Origin of the sequence: Tardiphaga sp. 619_E2_N8_4 (assembly GCF_051810905.1) — a bacterium.
GTDB lineage: Bacteria > Pseudomonadota > Alphaproteobacteria > Rhizobiales > Xanthobacteraceae > Tardiphaga > Tardiphaga robiniae.
Genome location: NZ_JBPWQJ010000001.1, coordinates 2,673,453 through 2,687,650, shown reverse-complemented (window position 1 = coordinate 2,687,650; position 14,198 = coordinate 2,673,453). Strand labels below are relative to the sequence as shown.

The 14,198-nt window shown below is 62.6% G+C and carries 13 protein-coding genes; 2 read left to right on the top strand and 11 right to left on the bottom strand.

Annotation, left to right across the window (positions count from 1 at the left end):
* Positions 1-150: 150 nt before the first annotated feature.
* The 3 genes from AB8A23_RS12835 to AB8A23_RS12825 form a co-directional block, all read right to left on the bottom strand.
* Positions 151-555: a DUF3307 domain-containing protein gene (locus AB8A23_RS12835; RefSeq protein ID WP_068735395.1), complete on the bottom strand. Its 405-nt coding sequence runs from the start codon at positions 553-555 to the stop codon at positions 151-153.
* A gap of 170 nt (positions 556-725) precedes the next feature.
* A complete protein-coding gene (locus tag AB8A23_RS12830; protein WP_093756853.1) occupies positions 726-1,571 on the bottom strand; it encodes a DUF6537 domain-containing protein in 846 nt (281 codons plus the stop codon).
* Positions 1,572-1,586: 15 nt separating this feature from the next.
* The gene (locus AB8A23_RS12825) at positions 1,587-2,246 is read right to left on the bottom strand and encodes a Crp/Fnr family transcriptional regulator (RefSeq protein ID WP_089265467.1); all 660 of its coding nucleotides are present in this window, start codon (positions 2,244-2,246) and stop codon (positions 1,587-1,589) included.
* 200 nt (positions 2,247-2,446) lie between these two features.
* Here AB8A23_RS12825 and AB8A23_RS12820 point away from each other — a divergent pair, with 200 nt between their 5' ends.
* A complete protein-coding gene (locus AB8A23_RS12820; RefSeq protein ID WP_320445245.1) occupies positions 2,447-3,253 on the top strand; it encodes an enoyl-CoA hydratase/isomerase family protein in 807 nt (268 codons plus the stop codon).
* Positions 3,254-3,450: 197 nt separating this feature from the next.
* On the opposite strand, the gene AB8A23_RS12815 is transcribed toward AB8A23_RS12820, so the two are convergent.
* The 8 genes from AB8A23_RS12815 to AB8A23_RS12780 all read right to left on the bottom strand — a co-directional run bounded on the left by AB8A23_RS12815 (position 3,451) and on the right by AB8A23_RS12780 (position 12,667).
* Positions 3,451-4,128 carry a nitroreductase gene (locus tag AB8A23_RS12815; protein WP_439059540.1) on the bottom strand — a complete coding sequence of 226 codons (678 nt, stop codon included), beginning with the start codon at positions 4,126-4,128 and terminating at the stop codon, positions 3,451-3,453.
* 144 nt (positions 4,129-4,272) lie between these two features.
* The gene (locus AB8A23_RS12810; protein WP_149531693.1) at positions 4,273-5,514 is read right to left on the bottom strand and encodes an acyl-CoA dehydrogenase; all 1,242 of its coding nucleotides are present in this window, start codon (positions 5,512-5,514) and stop codon (positions 4,273-4,275) included.
* Positions 5,515-5,634: 120 nt separating this feature from the next.
* The gene (locus AB8A23_RS12805) at positions 5,635-6,879 is read right to left on the bottom strand and encodes an acyl-CoA dehydrogenase (RefSeq protein ID WP_439059541.1); all 1,245 of its coding nucleotides are present in this window, start codon (positions 6,877-6,879) and stop codon (positions 5,635-5,637) included.
* A 12-nt stretch (positions 6,880-6,891) separates the two neighbouring features.
* Positions 6,892-8,019, bottom strand: coding sequence for an acyl-CoA dehydrogenase family protein (locus AB8A23_RS12800; protein WP_439059542.1), 1,128 nt, complete (start codon positions 8,017-8,019; stop codon positions 6,892-6,894).
* A 32-nt stretch (positions 8,020-8,051) separates the two neighbouring features.
* Entirely contained in the window at positions 8,052-9,926 is a 1,875-nt protein-coding gene (locus AB8A23_RS12795; protein WP_439059543.1) for an AMP-binding protein, read from the bottom strand.
* A gap of 78 nt (positions 9,927-10,004) precedes the next feature.
* Complete coding sequence (locus AB8A23_RS12790) at positions 10,005-10,811, bottom strand: enoyl-CoA hydratase-related protein (RefSeq protein WP_120291830.1); 807 nt, start codon at positions 10,809-10,811, stop codon at positions 10,005-10,007.
* A gap of 203 nt (positions 10,812-11,014) precedes the next feature.
* Positions 11,015-11,773 carry an SDR family NAD(P)-dependent oxidoreductase gene (locus AB8A23_RS12785; protein ID WP_093756859.1) on the bottom strand — a complete coding sequence of 253 codons (759 nt, stop codon included), beginning with the start codon at positions 11,771-11,773 and terminating at the stop codon, positions 11,015-11,017.
* A 228-nt stretch (positions 11,774-12,001) separates the two neighbouring features.
* Positions 12,002-12,667, bottom strand: coding sequence for a TetR family transcriptional regulator (locus AB8A23_RS12780; protein WP_120291832.1), 666 nt, complete (start codon positions 12,665-12,667; stop codon positions 12,002-12,004).
* Positions 12,668-12,808: 141 nt separating this feature from the next.
* Here AB8A23_RS12780 and AB8A23_RS12775 point away from each other — a divergent pair, with 141 nt between their 5' ends.
* Complete coding sequence (locus AB8A23_RS12775; RefSeq protein WP_439059544.1) at positions 12,809-13,981, top strand: acetyl-CoA C-acetyltransferase; 1,173 nt, start codon at positions 12,809-12,811, stop codon at positions 13,979-13,981.
* Positions 13,982-14,198 lie beyond the last annotated feature (217 nt).

Genomic DNA, 14,198 nt, shown 5'->3' with positions numbered 1-14,198 from the left:
TCTCCTCGTTAATGAGGATGCGGTTGAATTTCCTAACGCAGGGTTAACCAACAGCCTTAATGGCCGCGTGCGACTCTTGAGTAACAGTTTGAAATGTGGCAGCCGTGCCCTGCTACCGCCACATTGGAACTCGATGCGTTCAAACGCGCATCAGCTGTTGGCGACGATGAAGATGGCCAGGAAGAAGTCGGTCAGGTGATGCAGCGCCTGATCGATGCCGATCAGCCACCAGAACCAGCGATGGCCCTGCGTCACACCGAAATGCGATACGCAGATGCCCTTGAGCCGATCGATGGTGATGTGGATCGCGAAGTCGACCAGTCCCAAGAACCAGAGCTTGGGTTGTACAACGGCAATGAACAGCGTCGTCAGCACGCCATGGATCGCGCAATGCGCCAGCAGCGGCAGCGCCCATCCGGTCCGTTGATCCTTGCCTATCGCCATCCAGGCGTTTTGCAGCAGGAAATCAGCGATCACGTGCTTGACGGTGAGGACGAGCATCCACCCGACGAGCCCGCCCAGAGCAATCGACGACGACATTGCAGGAAACAACAAGCTGACGTCCCTCTCACCGGTCACGACAGGCTGGCCCGCTTAGCCGGCCCGATCACTCGCCCTATTTATGACACTCCGAAACCGGGAATGCACGCCGCGGAACCGAAAACCCACCGCTTCCTGCAGAGCCAGCCTGGACGGGAAAACACTGCGCACGCTCCACTTTCTCGCTAGTTCAGAACGGCATGCGCCCGGAGCTCGCCGATCGCCTTGCGTAATTGGTCACCTTTCGGATCGCGCGGCACCGCACGAGCACGCGTGATCGCGTCCGCCAGGTCGGTGATAACCAGCGTCCCATCGAAAGCCGGCTTGGCTAGTCCGTCGATGATCTGATGCCAGGCGGCCATGCCCTGCCGATAGCCCGTGCCGTAACCTTCGATCATGGTTGCCGTCTGCACGATGGCCATTGCCGCGTCCGGCTGCTTGGTCAGTGCCCGATCAATCATGTGCAGCCAGCGTTCGACCCAGACGCGCTCGGTTTCATAACGCGTCGACAACAGGCGCCAACGTCGCAGCCAGGATTCGAACTCAAGGCGCTTGATGCCCCAGATGCTCGCCTTGCTGAAACGGATCGGCACGGTGCGATGCGCACAATAGATGCGCTCGAGCGCCCACATCAGGGGATCGCCGACGATCTCCGGCAATGCCGACACCAACTCGTCAAGGCGAAAACGCCGCCTGTCGACGACGGGCGGCCGGCCGGGCATCACGGGTTCCTGCAGCTTGAGCTGCGCGATGCGGATCGGATCGTGATAGCTCATGCGCATCGTGAGCAGCCGCGCAATCTCGCTAAACAGTTCGTCGCTGACGTTGCGCCGTCCGACAAAGCGACGCAGCCGGTCGCTGTAGAGCTGCGCGTAAACTGCGCTCTGATAGTTGATCAACAGGGCCACGCCATCTTCCGCCACAGGACGCACCGCAGCCGGCAGCCCCACCGGCAAAACCGGCGCTGCAGGTTCGCTCCTGTTCGCCAGCTCGGCGAGCGTGGAGCGGATGACGTTGATGAAACCTGCCACGGGACGTCCTGATGCTTATGCGTGCTGCGGCGCCATGGGCAATGCGGGCGCGTCCTGCTTCATCAGACGCGCTTCCAGCTTGTCGATATTCTCGAACAATCGCGCGCTGGCGAGACGCAGGAAGAAGAAACCAAATTCCGGATTCTGCACGTAGAGCTCTTCGACCTGGCTGTAGCTGACGCTGAGCACCATGCCGGGCTCGATACATTCCAGCGTCTGGGTGCGTTCGTTCAAGGGCGACAGCATGCCGAGTTCACCGACAATGGCGCCGACCGGCAATTCGATCCCGGATTCGACGAGACGATAACGGCCACTGACGATGTAGAACATGTCTTCGGCCTTCTCGTCCTTGTAAAACAACACCTCACCGGCCTTACAGGGACGCTTGGTCATGAACGGCTTCAGCCATTCCATCGACAGGTCCGAGTTCACCGACTTTTTCACATCCTGGACCAATTGCAGCATCTGGCGCAGGCGGTAGATGTTGAGCGGCAGCAGTACCGCATGCAATGCCATGGTCGGATAGTTGTGGGTCGGGATCGAGATCGCGATTAGCAGGACATTGGCCATGATGCCAAACACCCGCAGCGGAATCATCGTCCGCATCGTGGCGGTCGCGACCACGAAGATCGTGGCGGCGGCGCTGCCAAAGTGATGGAGATAGGACATATCCATGGGAGCAAACCGGGTTTCCAGGAACGGCCGCACCGTCCTCCGCGACTATGAAGCGCGAATGACCGGGCCTTTGCAGCCGCAATATAGCCCATCTGGTTAAAATAGCCCGTGTTGCGACCCGCAAAAATCACGGAGTCGTGCGCAGATTGACGCGATCCGCCGGTGCGGGCACCGTCGCTCGCATCCCAAAGGAGAACAACATGTCGGAAACGACGGAAACCGCATCTGACCAGTCCTCGCCCCCCATTCTGACCATCGACGGCCCCCGCGCCACCATCCGCCTGAACCGCCCCCAGAAGCTGAACCGGCTGTCCCAGCTCGACCTGGACACCTTGGTACAGCTGTTCGATCGCGTAGAGGCGAATCGCGCCGTCCGGGTGCTAGTGCTCACCGGCACCGGCCGCGCTTTCAGCGCCGGCTTCGATCTCAATGCGATCTCCGAACGGGCTGCCAGCGCGCCCAAGCCCGTGGCCGAAGGTTCGTCCGGATCGGCCTTTGAGTCCGTGGCAAACCGGCTGGAGGACCTGGCGCTCCCGACGATCTGCCGGCTCAATGGCGGCGTCTATGGCGGCTCCACCGACCTGGCACTGGCCTGCGACTTCCGCATCGGCGTCGACACCTGCGAGATGTTCATGCCGGCCGCCCGGCTCGGGCTGCATTATTACAAGGGCGGCATCAAACGCTATGTGAGCCGGCTCGGGGTCGACAACGCCAAGCGATTGTTTCTCACCGCGCAGAAGCTGGAAGCCAGCGAACTGCTGCGGATCGGTTACCTCACCGCCATGGTGCCGACCGAGGCGCTGGACGAGGAAGTCGACAAGCTCGCCATGATTCTGGCCGGCAACGCCCCGATCGCCATGCGCGGCATGAAGCAGGCGATCAACGAATTCGCCCGCGGTGAACTGGACGAAGCTGCGGCCGACCAGCGCGCACGCGACAGCATGCGCGGCGATGAGATCAAGGAAGGTACGAAGGCGTTTGCGGAGAAGCGGGCGCCGAGGTTTTAAACGCTAAGCCCGTGGCACTTTTCTTCCCCTCTCCCCCTTGCGGGAGAGGGTGCCTGAGCGAAGCGAAGGCGGGAGAGGGGGAGCCGCGAAGCTCGGAGCTCGTGGCGCCCCCTCTCCCGTCTCGACCGCTTCGCGTTCGATCCACCCTCTCCCACGGCGCGCAGCTTCGCCGCGCTGGGGGAGAGGGGAAAGAAAGATCACTCCACAAACGTCGCGACGTCGCCCAACTGCGCGCGGTTGGTTCGGTAGCTGTTGACCTTGTGCTCGCGATCCGGATAGCCGAACGAGATGCCGCAAACGACGCGGCGGTCGTCGCTCATGCCGAAATGCTGGCGCACCACGGCCGAGTGAAACGCCAACGCCGCCTGCGGCACGGTCGCGAGACCGAGCGCCTGCGCAGCCAGCATGAAATTGTTCACATAGCCGCCGCAGTCCACTGCGCCATAGACGCCGAGCGCTTCATCCGACGTGATGATCGCCACATGCGGCGCGCCGAAGAAGTTGAAGTTCTGCAGCGCCTGCTCGGCATAGGCCGTCTTGTCGCCGCGCGCGATGCCCAGCGTATTGTAGAGCTGGAAGCCGCTTTCGCGGCGGCGGTCCAGATAGACCCCGCGATATTCGCGCGGAAACGGGAAGTCGCCGGAATTCGGCGTGCCCGCGGCCGCGACGGGATAGAGCACATCGCGAAACTTCTTGGTGGCTTCACCCGACGTGATCGTGACCTGCCACGGCTGGCTGTTGCACCACGACGCGGTCTTCTGCGCGGCATTGAGAATGCGGTCGATGATGGCGCGCGGCACCTGCTCGGTCTTGTAGGCGCGACAGGAGTAGCGGCCGGCGAGAAGGGTTTCGAGAGTGGAGATGGAGTCGGTCATGGAAACATCCTGGCTCGGTCCCTCATGGTGAGGAGGCGCCAATTGGCGCCGTCTCGAACCATGAGCTGGCTTGGCTCTTGAGTTTGTTGCCATCCTTCGAGACGCGTGCCAAGTGGCACGCTCCTCAGGATGAGGGCAGAGATATCACCGTCCCTTGGTCGGGACCTTGTTGAACGGCACGTCCTTGTCGACGCGGATATCACCGGGCAGACCCAGCACGCGCTCGGCGATGATATTGCGCAGGATCTCGTCGGTGCCGCCGGCAATGCGCATTGAGGGCGAACCGAGGATCGTCGCCTGGAATTCGCCGGCCGCTTCCGCATCGGCACCGACCAGCGCGCCGGAAGCGCCCTGCAGGTCGGCCGCGAACATCGCGATGTCCTGCATCATCATGCCCGAGACCAGCTTGCCGATGGAGTTTTCCGGACCCGGACGCTCGCCCTTCGACAGCGCCGAAATCGAGCGATAGCTGGTGTATTTCAGACCGGAATTCTTCACCGCCCAGCTTGCGAGTTTCGAGCGCACATTGGGATCGTCGATGGCGAGGCCGTCTTCCAGCATCAGGTTGCTGCAATACTCGAACAATTCCGGGAACCCCGTGGCGACGCGGGAGCCGATCGACATGCGCTCGTTCATCAGCGTGGTCAGCGACACGTTCCAGCCGTCACCGACGGCGCCGAGCCGCTGGCTATCCGGGATCCTTACATTGGTGAAGAACACCTCGTTGAACTCCTGCATGCCATTGGCCTGCTTGATCGGCTTCACCTCAACGCCTTCGCTCTTCATGTCCAGGAAGAACATGGTGAGCCCCTTGTGCTTGGGCACATTCGGATCGGTGCGGGTGATCAGGATGCCATAATCCGAGTAATGGGCGCCGGAGGTCCAGATCTTCTGGCCGTTGACGATCCAGTCGTCACCATCCTTCTCCGCGCGGGTACGAAGGCCAGCGACGTCGGAACCACCGGCGGGTTCGGAGAACAGCTGACACCAGACCTTCTCGCCAGAGGCCAGTGGCGGCAGATATTTGCGCTTCTGGTCTTCGGACGCATAGGCCATCACGGTGGGGCCGCACATGCCCTGCCCGATGGCGAAGGGCCGCGCGAGCTTGTCATAGACGCCCTCTTCCTGCTGCCAGATCACGCGCTCGATCGGCGTGGAGCCACGGCCGCCATATTCCTTCGGCCAATGCAGACAGGCCCAGCCGGCATCGGCCTTCTTCTTCTGCCAGGCCTTGGCGACATCGAGCATCGCGTCGCGCTTCTCGCTGGCGCGCTTCGCCGATGGCTTGGTCAGCTCAGCTTCCAGCTCCTTCGGCGCGTTCGCATCGATCCACTTGCGCGCGACGGCGCGGAATTCGGCTTCCTGCGGCGTGTCATCGAAATTCATGGCAGTCGTCCTTAATGAGAAAAGAAAGCGTAGGATGGGTAGAGCCCTTGCGAAACCCATCGATGGGCTTGCGCGGACATTGATGGGTTTCGCTGCGTTCTACCCATCCTACAGGCTGACTTATCGTCCCTTGGTCGGGATCTTGTTGAATGGCACGTCCTTGTCGACGCGGATGTCGCCCGGCAGGCCGAGCACACGTTCCGCGATGATGTTGCGCAGGATCTCGTCGGTGCCGCCCTCGACGCGCGTCGCAGGCGACCGCAGCAGCATCGCCTGGAACTTGCCGGCGACCTCCGCATCCTCCGGACCGTTCAACACGCCAGCCGCACCCTGCAGATCGAGCGCATAGGTCGCGACATCCTGCAGCATGGCACCCGCAACGAGCTTGCCGATGGAGTTTTCCGGACCCGGACGTTCACCGCGCGATAGCGCCGAGATGGCGCGGAAGCTGGTGTAGCGGAGGCCGCTGGCGCGCACCGCCCAGTTGGCGAGCCTGGAGCGCACCGCGGGATCGTCGATCGCAGGACCGTCGTCGAGCATCAGGCTGCTGCAGAACTCAAACAGTTCCGGGAAGCCGGTGGCGACATTGGCGCCGATCGCCATGCGCTCGTTCATCAGCGTGGTCAGCGACACGTTCCAGCCGTCGCCCACAGCGCCGAGGCGCTGCGCATCGGGTATCCGTACGTCGGTGAAATACACCTCGTTGAACTCGGCCTGCCCGTTGGCCTGCTTGATCGGCTTCACCTCCACGCCCGGGCTCTTCATGTCCAGGAAGAACATGGTGAGGCCCTTGTGCTTCGGCACAGTCGGGTCGGTGCGGGTGATCAGGATGCCATAATCCGAGTAATGCGCGCCGGAGGTCCAGATCTTCTGGCCGTTGATGACCCAGTCGTCGCCGTCCTTTTCCGCACGGGTGCGCAGACCCGCGACGTCGGATCCGCCGGCGGGTTCGGAGAACAACTGGCACCAGATCTTCTCGCCGGAGGCCAGCGGCGGCAGATACTGCCGCTTATGCTCCTCGGAGGCATAGGCCATCATGGTCGGGCCGCACATGCCGTGACCGATAATGAAGAGCGCGCCGAGCTTGCCGAACACGCCCTCTTCCTGCTGCCAGATCACCCGCTCGATGGGCGATGCGCCGCGGCCGCCATACTCCTTCGGCCAGTGCGGTACGGCCCAGCCGGCATCGGCCTTCTTCTTCTGCCAGGCTTTCGCGACTTCCAGAATATTCGCACTCTTGAGCTGAATGCGGCCGAGCGCGGCCTTTTTCAGCTCGTCTTCATATTGCTTCGGCGCATTGGCCGCGATCCAGGCTTTCGCCTCGGCGCGAAACGCGGCCTCTTGCGGGGTGTCATCAAAATTCATCGCGATTGGTCCTTACGCCGCGTTCTTCTGGCGCATGCGCTCGATCAACTGGTCTTCCCAATAGGACAGCGAGCCGAGCCCAACCGCCACCGCGTTGGAGCGGCGGTAGTAGAGGTGGCAGTCGAACTCCCAGGTGAAGCCCATGCCGCCATGAACCTGGATGTTGTTCTTGGAGCAGTGCTGGAACGCCTGCGTCGCGCTGATGCGTGCTGCAGCGGCGGCTTCCGGCAGTTCGGACGCGTTGGTCGAAAGCGCCCAGGCGCCGTAGTAGCAATTGGAGCGCGCCAGCGTCGCCGAGACATACATGTCCGCGAGCATGTGCTTAACCGCCTGGAAAGAGCCGATCTGGCGACCGAAGGCGATACGATCCAGCGCGTAATCGCGGCCCATTTCCAGTGCGCGATCGGAGCCGCCGACCTGTTCGAAGCCGATCAGCACGGCGGCGCGGTCGAGCACCTGGGAGAGGATGCTCCAGCCTTCATTCGCAGCACCGAGCGGCTCGGCCTTGACGTTCTTGAACGAGATTTCGGCCTGATTGCGCGACGGATCGATGGAGGTCAGCGCCTTGGCCTCGACACCTTCGCTGGTGAGATCCACGAGATACAGTGCAATGTCGCTGTCGCGGCCGGTCGAACCGGTACGTGCGGCGACGATGGCGAAATCGGCGATGGCACCATCGGCCACCGGCTTCTTGGTGCCGTTCAGTACGCCGTTGGCCGCGGTGAGCTTGATCGCTTTTGGCGACGGATTACCAGAGCCTTCGAACAGGGCCAGCGTGCCGATGGCATTGCCTTGCGCGATGGCCGGCAACCACTTCTGCTTCTGCGCATCCGAACCGGCGAGCAGCAGCGCTTCAGCGGCGAGATAAACCGTGGACGAGAACGGCACCGGCGCGAGCGCACGGCCCATTTCCTCGGCGATCACGCAGAGTTCGAGATGACCGGCACCCGAGCCGCCAAAGGCTTCCGGGATGGCGACGCCGAGGAAGCCCATATCGGCGAGGCCCTTCCAGAGCTCGCGATCATAGGGCGCCTTGCCGTCGATCACGGCGCGCACGGCTTTCGGCGGGCACTTCTCGGTGAGAAAACGCCGGGCCTCGTCGCGGAGCTGCTTCTGGTCGTCGGAGAAATCGAAGTTCATGGCGGTGTACTCTGTTCTGATCGATGGAAAGTCTAGTTGAGGATGATGACGTCTTCGCCGGGATGCTCGGCGTAAAGCTGGGCGACCAGTGCCGCGCGGCGTTCGAGGCCGGCGCGCTGGTTGATGTAGCCCTTGTCAGTGAGTTCGTTGCCGTCGATGGACGCCGGCTCGACCATGAACATCGCGCGCGCAATGCGCCTGCTGCTGGCGCCTTCGCACGACGCATTATGTGCCTGCAGCCCCTTCTTCAGACAGGCAAGAACCGCAGGATGTTTCACCACATCGGCAAATGTCGCCTCGGGCTCGCCGATCATGATGCGGCAGGCCGGCAGGTTGGGCCAGGCGAGAACGCCGATATAGGGCCGATCCTGTCCGGTGATCAGCGCGTCCTGCACCACCGGCGTCGCCGCCGCGATCACATCGGTGCGCAACGAGCCGACATGCACGAAGGTGCCGGTCGTCAGCTTGAAGTCCTCCACCACGCGGCCGGAGAAGATCAGGCCCTGCACGGGGTCATTGTCGTCGACGAAAATGCCAGCGTCGCCGATCTTGTAGAAGCCTTCCTCGTCGAAGGCCGCTTTGGTGAGGTCCGGCTGGCGATAGTAGCCCGGCATCACGTTGACGCCGCGCAGCCGCAATTCGTATTTCGAATCCACCGGCACCATCTTCAGCTCGACGCCGGGGAACGGCAGACCGATCAGGCCGACGCGCTCGGTGTCCCAATAGGTGCCGGTCGAGGTCGGCGACGTCTCGGTGCAGCCCCAGCCGGTGTAGAACACGATGCGCTCGCCCGTGGCGCGCACGGCCAGCGCCTGCATGCGGTCATAAAGATCGTCAGGGAGACGCGCGCCGCCATAGGCCATCAGATTCAGGTTCTTGAAGAACGAGCGCGCCAGCGCATCGTCTTTCTCCATCGCGCTGGCGATGGCCGCATAGCCGGCGGGAACATTGGCGTAATAGGTCGGCGATATTTCGCGCAGATTCCGCAATGTCTCGTCGATCATGCCCGGCATTGGACGGCCATCGTCGATATAGAGCGTGCCGCCATCGATCAGCAGCGGGTTGAACAAAGCGTTGCCGCCCATGGTGTGATTCCACGGCATCCAGTCGAGATAGACCGGCGGCTGCGCGTTCGGATCGCGCGGGCGCGTCTGCATCATCATCGCGGCATTCGCCGTCATCATCCGCTGCGTGTTGATGACCGCCTTGGGCATGCCGGTGGAGCCCGAGGTGAACAGCAGCTTGCCTACCGTATCGGGCATGATCTGGGCGAGCGATGCGTCGACCGTGGGCGTAACCATGGTCGCGACCATGTCGGCATAGGCGGTGCTGGCGATCCCCGTCGGCGGGCGCGCCACATGGATGATCTTGATGTCGGTGAGATCGAGCGCATCCAGCGCCTTCTGGAAGGTCGGCCCGTCCTGCACCATGACCGCGACAGGCTTGATCAGGTCGAACAGATATTTGAGCTTGGCGTGATCCTGGCTCATCAGCGAATAGGCCGGCGACACCGGCGCTGCCGGATGCCGCGCCTGCATCGCCGCCATGGTCATTAGTGCATGCTCGATGGAATTGCCCGAAAGGATCGCAACCGGTCCATCGGCCGCGAGCTTCATGTCGAGTAGCGCCTGGGTCAGCGCATCGGCGGTCCGCTTCGCCTCGCCATAGCTGAGCCGACGCCATTGCCGGTCATCGCCGGCGCGCTGGGCCAGCCAGGTGTGATCGGGACGCTCCTTGGCCCACTTCGCCAGAGACGCCGGCAGATGCGTCTCATAGGGCATCAACGGTATCAGCGACTTCATGACGATGACGCCGTCCGGCCGGCGCTCGACATCGATGTCGCGCTCCATCCAGAGGATCTTGCGGAAGGCGGGCTTTGTCAGCACCGCGGCAGCCTGGGCGTTCATGTGGTTTCTCCCAAAACCGTTCTTGTCGAACCATGGTCTCGTTTGTCGGACCTTGTATTCGTTGCGTGAGATCACGCTTCAACGTGTGACGTAAACCGGCTTTCGTTTCTCGATGAATGCGCGAATGCCTTCCTCGAAATCTTCCGAGCGGCTGCACAGCACCTGATTGCGATCTTCCATGGCGATGACGGCCTCGATCGAGCCGGCATCGACGGACATGTTGATGCATTCCTTCGACAGCCGCAGCCCTACCGGCGACGCGGTCATCATCACATCGACATAGGGCGCAGCGGCGGCTTCGAGTTGACCGTCGTCGACAACTTCCGACACCAACCCAACAGCCAGCGCGCGATCGGCATGGATGAAGCGGCCGGTGAGGATCAGTTCAGAGGCGACGGAGACACCGACGAGACGCGGCAGGAAATAGCTTGAGCCGATATCGCAGCCGCCGAGGCCGAGCTTGATGAAGGCGCAGTTCATGCGCGCTGACTTGGCGGCGATGCGGATATCTGCGGCGAGCGCCAGCGCGAAACCGCCACCGGCGGCAGCACCCTGCACCAGCGCGATGATCGGCTGCGGACAGCGGCGCATCAGCATCACGATATCCGCGATGCGGCGCTGGGAATCGAGCGACTCGGTGACGGTGCGCGGCGCATTCTGCCCGGAGCGCACGGCCATTGCGTGTTTGAGATCGAGCCCGGCGCAGAAATTGGCGCCGGCACCCTTGAGGACGACCACGCGTGTCTTGCGATTGCGCTGCAGGCTTTCGAAATAGTCGTTTAGTGCGTCGATCAGAGCAGGATCGAGCGCGTTGAGACTGTCCGGACGATTAAGCGTCACCCGGTCCACGCCATCGTCGTGTTCGATCAGCAGTGGATTAGACACACGCGCTCTCCCGTTTCACTCGTTGGCGCCTTGCCGACGCTCATTGCCGCGCCCTCTCCCCTTGCGGGAGAGGGCAGCGCAGGAGTTAGAAACAAACTCACGAGAGGGGTGCCACAACGAGCCCTCTCCCGCCTTCGCTTGCTCAGGCACCCTCTCCCCCGGCGCGCGGCTACGCCGCGCTGGGGGAGAGGGGAAGACAAGTACTACCGCGGCGCCATACGGATGGCACCGTCGAGGCGGATGGTTTCGCCGTTCAGCATCGGGTTCTCGACGATGTGGACCGCAAGGTTGCCGTATTCCGAGGCGTCGCCGAGGCGGGCCGGATGCGGCACCTGCGCGCCGAGGCTGGCGCGGGCTTCCTCGTTGAGGCCCATCAGCAGCGGCGTCAGGAACAGGCCCGGCGCGATGGTGTTGACGCGGATCTTGCTGGAGGCGAGATCGCGGGCAGCCGGCAGCGTGAGGCCGACAACGCCCCCCTTCGAGGCGGAGTAGGCGATCTGGCCGATCTGGCCTTCATAGGCCGCGACGCTGGCGGTGTTGATGATGACGCCGCGCTCCTCGCCGATCGGTTCGGCGGTGGCGAGCTGCTCGGCGAACAGGCGCAGGCAGTTGAAGGTACCGATCAAGTTCACCATGATGACATTGGTGAACTTCTCAAGCGGATAGACGCCCTGCTTGCCGACGATGCGCTGCGAACCGCCGATACCGGCGCAGTTCATCAGTACGCGCGCGGTACCATGCGCAGCCGCTGCCTTGGCGAGCGCCGCCTTCACGTCACTCTCGCTGGTGACATCGCCGACGGTAGCAACGCCCTTCACTTCGGCAGCGACCTTCTCGGCATTGTCCTGCGCGCGGTCGAACACGGCGACCTTGGCGCCCTTGGCGGCCATCGCGCGTGCGGTCGCGGCACCGAGGCCCGAGCCACCGCCGGTGATGAATACGGCTACGTCTTTCAACTGCATCGATAATGCCTTTCCTTGGGCGTTTCTGATCGTTTCTTGAATTCTTGAGTCGCGACGAAGAAGAAAAAGAAGAAGTGGTCCTTGGGCGTTTTCTTGGTTGTTGTTCTTGGAACTGGTCCTTGGGCGTTTCTTATTGTTGGTTCTTGAATTTAGTTCCTTGGGCGTTTCCCGACATTTTTGAATTTTCTTGGCAGTTTTCCTTGGGCCGTTTCTTCTGAGCTCGTGATGTCAGGCCTTGGCGGCCTTCTTGTTTGTGAGGATCCCGCCGAGCAGCATCGCTTCCATATGGGCGACGTAGTCGCGGCAGACTTCATCGGTCACCGGGCCGACGCCAATGGCGCGCGACATGGCATGACGGCTGAAGAACAGGTTGTCGCAGGCGCCGATCAAACTGGTGTAGAACAGCACCGGATCGACCTTGCGAAATTCGCCGGAGTCGAGCCCTTCTGCCAGCAGTCGGCGATGGAAGCCGAGCAGCGGCCCCACGAAGAACTTCGAGACTTCATCGGCCGCCTCGTTGCTGCTCTCATGCAGCAAGTAGTGGATCAGCCGGTTCATGTAGGGGAACTGATAATAGGCCTTGATGATGCCGGCGATGTGCAGCCGCAGTTTTGCGGTGGCCGAGATCGGCTGCGCCAGCAGATATTCCAGATTGGTCATCTCGGTCGCGGCGTCGCGCGCAAGCAGCGCCAGCAGCAGCCCGTCCTTGTTGCCGAAATGATATTTCACCAGCGCCGCATTGACCCCCGACTGCTGCGCAATCTCGCTCAGCGACACCTCGATGGAGTTGCTGGCAATCATCAGCTCGCTCGCCGCGAGCAACAGCTTGTCGGCCGTCGGATTACGGGCAGCGGCGGTTTTCACAGAGGTGCTGGGGTTCAAAGTGGGTGCCATTCGGAGCGCAGATAATACGAACAATCGGCCGCACTCAAGAGTTAATTGACCGATTGACTAAACTCTCCGCGGACACTTAAATCCCGCGCATTCAACGCCACGAAAAACGCCGCCAAACAAGGCAAAAAAGGGAGATCACGCATGGCCGAGGCTTATATCGTCGCCGCTGCACGCACCGCTGGTGGCCGCAAGGGCGGGCGTTTAGCCGGCTGGCACCCGGCCGACCTCGCAGCCTCGGTTTTGAACACGCTGGTTGAACGCACCGGCGCAGATCCCGCCTCGGTTGAGGACGTCATCGTGGGCTGCGTCGGCCAGGGCGGCGAGCAGGCCGTCAACGTCGCGCGCAACGCGGTGCTGGCCTCCAAGTTGCCGGAAAGCGTGCCGGGCACTTCCATCGACCGTCAGTGTGGCTCGTCGCAACAGGCGCTGCATTTTGCGGCCCAGGCCGTGATGGCCGGCTCCATGGATATCGTGATCGCCGCCGGCGTCGAGAGCATGACCCGCGTGCCAATGGGCTCGCCAAGCATTCTCGCGTCCAAGGCCGGCATGGGCCACTACAAGAGCCCGGGCATGGAAGCGCGTTTTCCCAATATCCAGTTCAATCAGTTCACCGGGGCCGAGATGGTCGCCGCGAAATACGGTCTGACAAAGGATGACCTCGACACATACGCCTTCGAGAGCCACCAGCGCGCTATTGCGGCGACCGAGGCTGGCCGGTTCAAGGACGAAATCATCCCGCTGCAGATCACCCGCGCCGATGGCACTACGGACACCCATCACATCGACGAGGGCATCCGCTTCGACGCCACGCTCGACGGCATCAGGGGCGTCAAGCTAATCGCCGAGAACGGCAAGCTCACCGCAGCATCCGCCAGCCAGATCTGCGATGGTGCGTCGGGCGTGATGGTTGTCAACGAGAAGGGCCTCAAGCAACTCGGCATCAAGCCGCTGGCGCGCATCCACCACATGACCATGATGGGCGGCGATCCGGTGATCATGCTGGAAGCGCCCCTGCCCGCCACCAAGCGCGCGCTCGAAAAGGCCGGAATGAAGATCGACGACATCGACCTGTTCGAAGTCAACGAGGCCTTCGCCTCGATTCCGACGGCCTGGCTGAAGGCCACCGGCGCCGACCCGAAGCGCCTCAACGTCAATGGCGGCGCCATCGCGCTCGGCCATCCGCTCGGCGGCTCCGGCACCAAGCTGATGACCACGCTGGTGCACGCGCTGCAGCAGTCCGGCAAGCGCTACGGGCTGCAGACCATGTGCGAAGGCGGCGGCATGGCCAATGTGACGATCGTCGAGCGATTGTAATTTTCTTCCCCTCTCCCCTAGCGCTGCGTAGCAGCGCGACGTGGGAGAGGGTGGATCGAACACGCGAAGCGGGTTCGAGACGGGAGAGGGCCCGCGACTGGCCATACCCCTCTCCCGCCTTCGCTTCGCTCCGGCACCCTCTCCCACAAGGGGAGAGGGGACGTAAGAAAACTAAACCACACCACGAGCGGAAAAATCCGCCGGTCTTCGAGGAAAC

What these genes read in the sequence shown, in the direction of transcription:
- AB8A23_RS12825 (WP_089265467.1), bottom strand. Translation starts at nt 2,246, where the DNA reads ATGGATATGTCCTATCTCCATCACTTTGGCAGCGCCGCCGCCACGATC.
- AB8A23_RS12820 (WP_320445245.1), top strand. Translation starts at nt 2,447, where the DNA reads ATGTCGGAAACGACGGAAACCGCATCTGACCAGTCCTCGCCCCCCATT.
- AB8A23_RS12815 (WP_439059540.1), bottom strand. Translation starts at nt 4,128, where the DNA reads ATGACCGACTCCATCTCCACTCTCGAAACCCTTCTCGCCGGCCGCTAC.
- AB8A23_RS12810 (WP_149531693.1), bottom strand. Translation starts at nt 5,514, where the DNA reads ATGAATTTCGATGACACGCCGCAGGAAGCCGAATTCCGCGCCGTCGCG.
- AB8A23_RS12805 (WP_439059541.1), bottom strand. Translation starts at nt 6,879, where the DNA reads ATGAATTTTGATGACACCCCGCAAGAGGCCGCGTTTCGCGCCGAGGCG.
- AB8A23_RS12800 (WP_439059542.1), bottom strand. Translation starts at nt 8,019, where the DNA reads ATGAACTTCGATTTCTCCGACGACCAGAAGCAGCTCCGCGACGAGGCC.
- AB8A23_RS12795 (WP_439059543.1), bottom strand. Translation starts at nt 9,926, where the DNA reads ATGAACGCCCAGGCTGCCGCGGTGCTGACAAAGCCCGCCTTCCGCAAG.
- AB8A23_RS12785 (WP_093756859.1), bottom strand. Translation starts at nt 11,773, where the DNA reads ATGCAGTTGAAAGACGTAGCCGTATTCATCACCGGCGGTGGCTCGGGC.
- AB8A23_RS12780 (WP_120291832.1), bottom strand. Translation starts at nt 12,667, where the DNA reads ATGGCACCCACTTTGAACCCCAGCACCTCTGTGAAAACCGCCGCTGCC.
- AB8A23_RS12775 (WP_439059544.1), top strand. Translation starts at nt 12,809, where the DNA reads ATGGCCGAGGCTTATATCGTCGCCGCTGCACGCACCGCTGGTGGCCGC.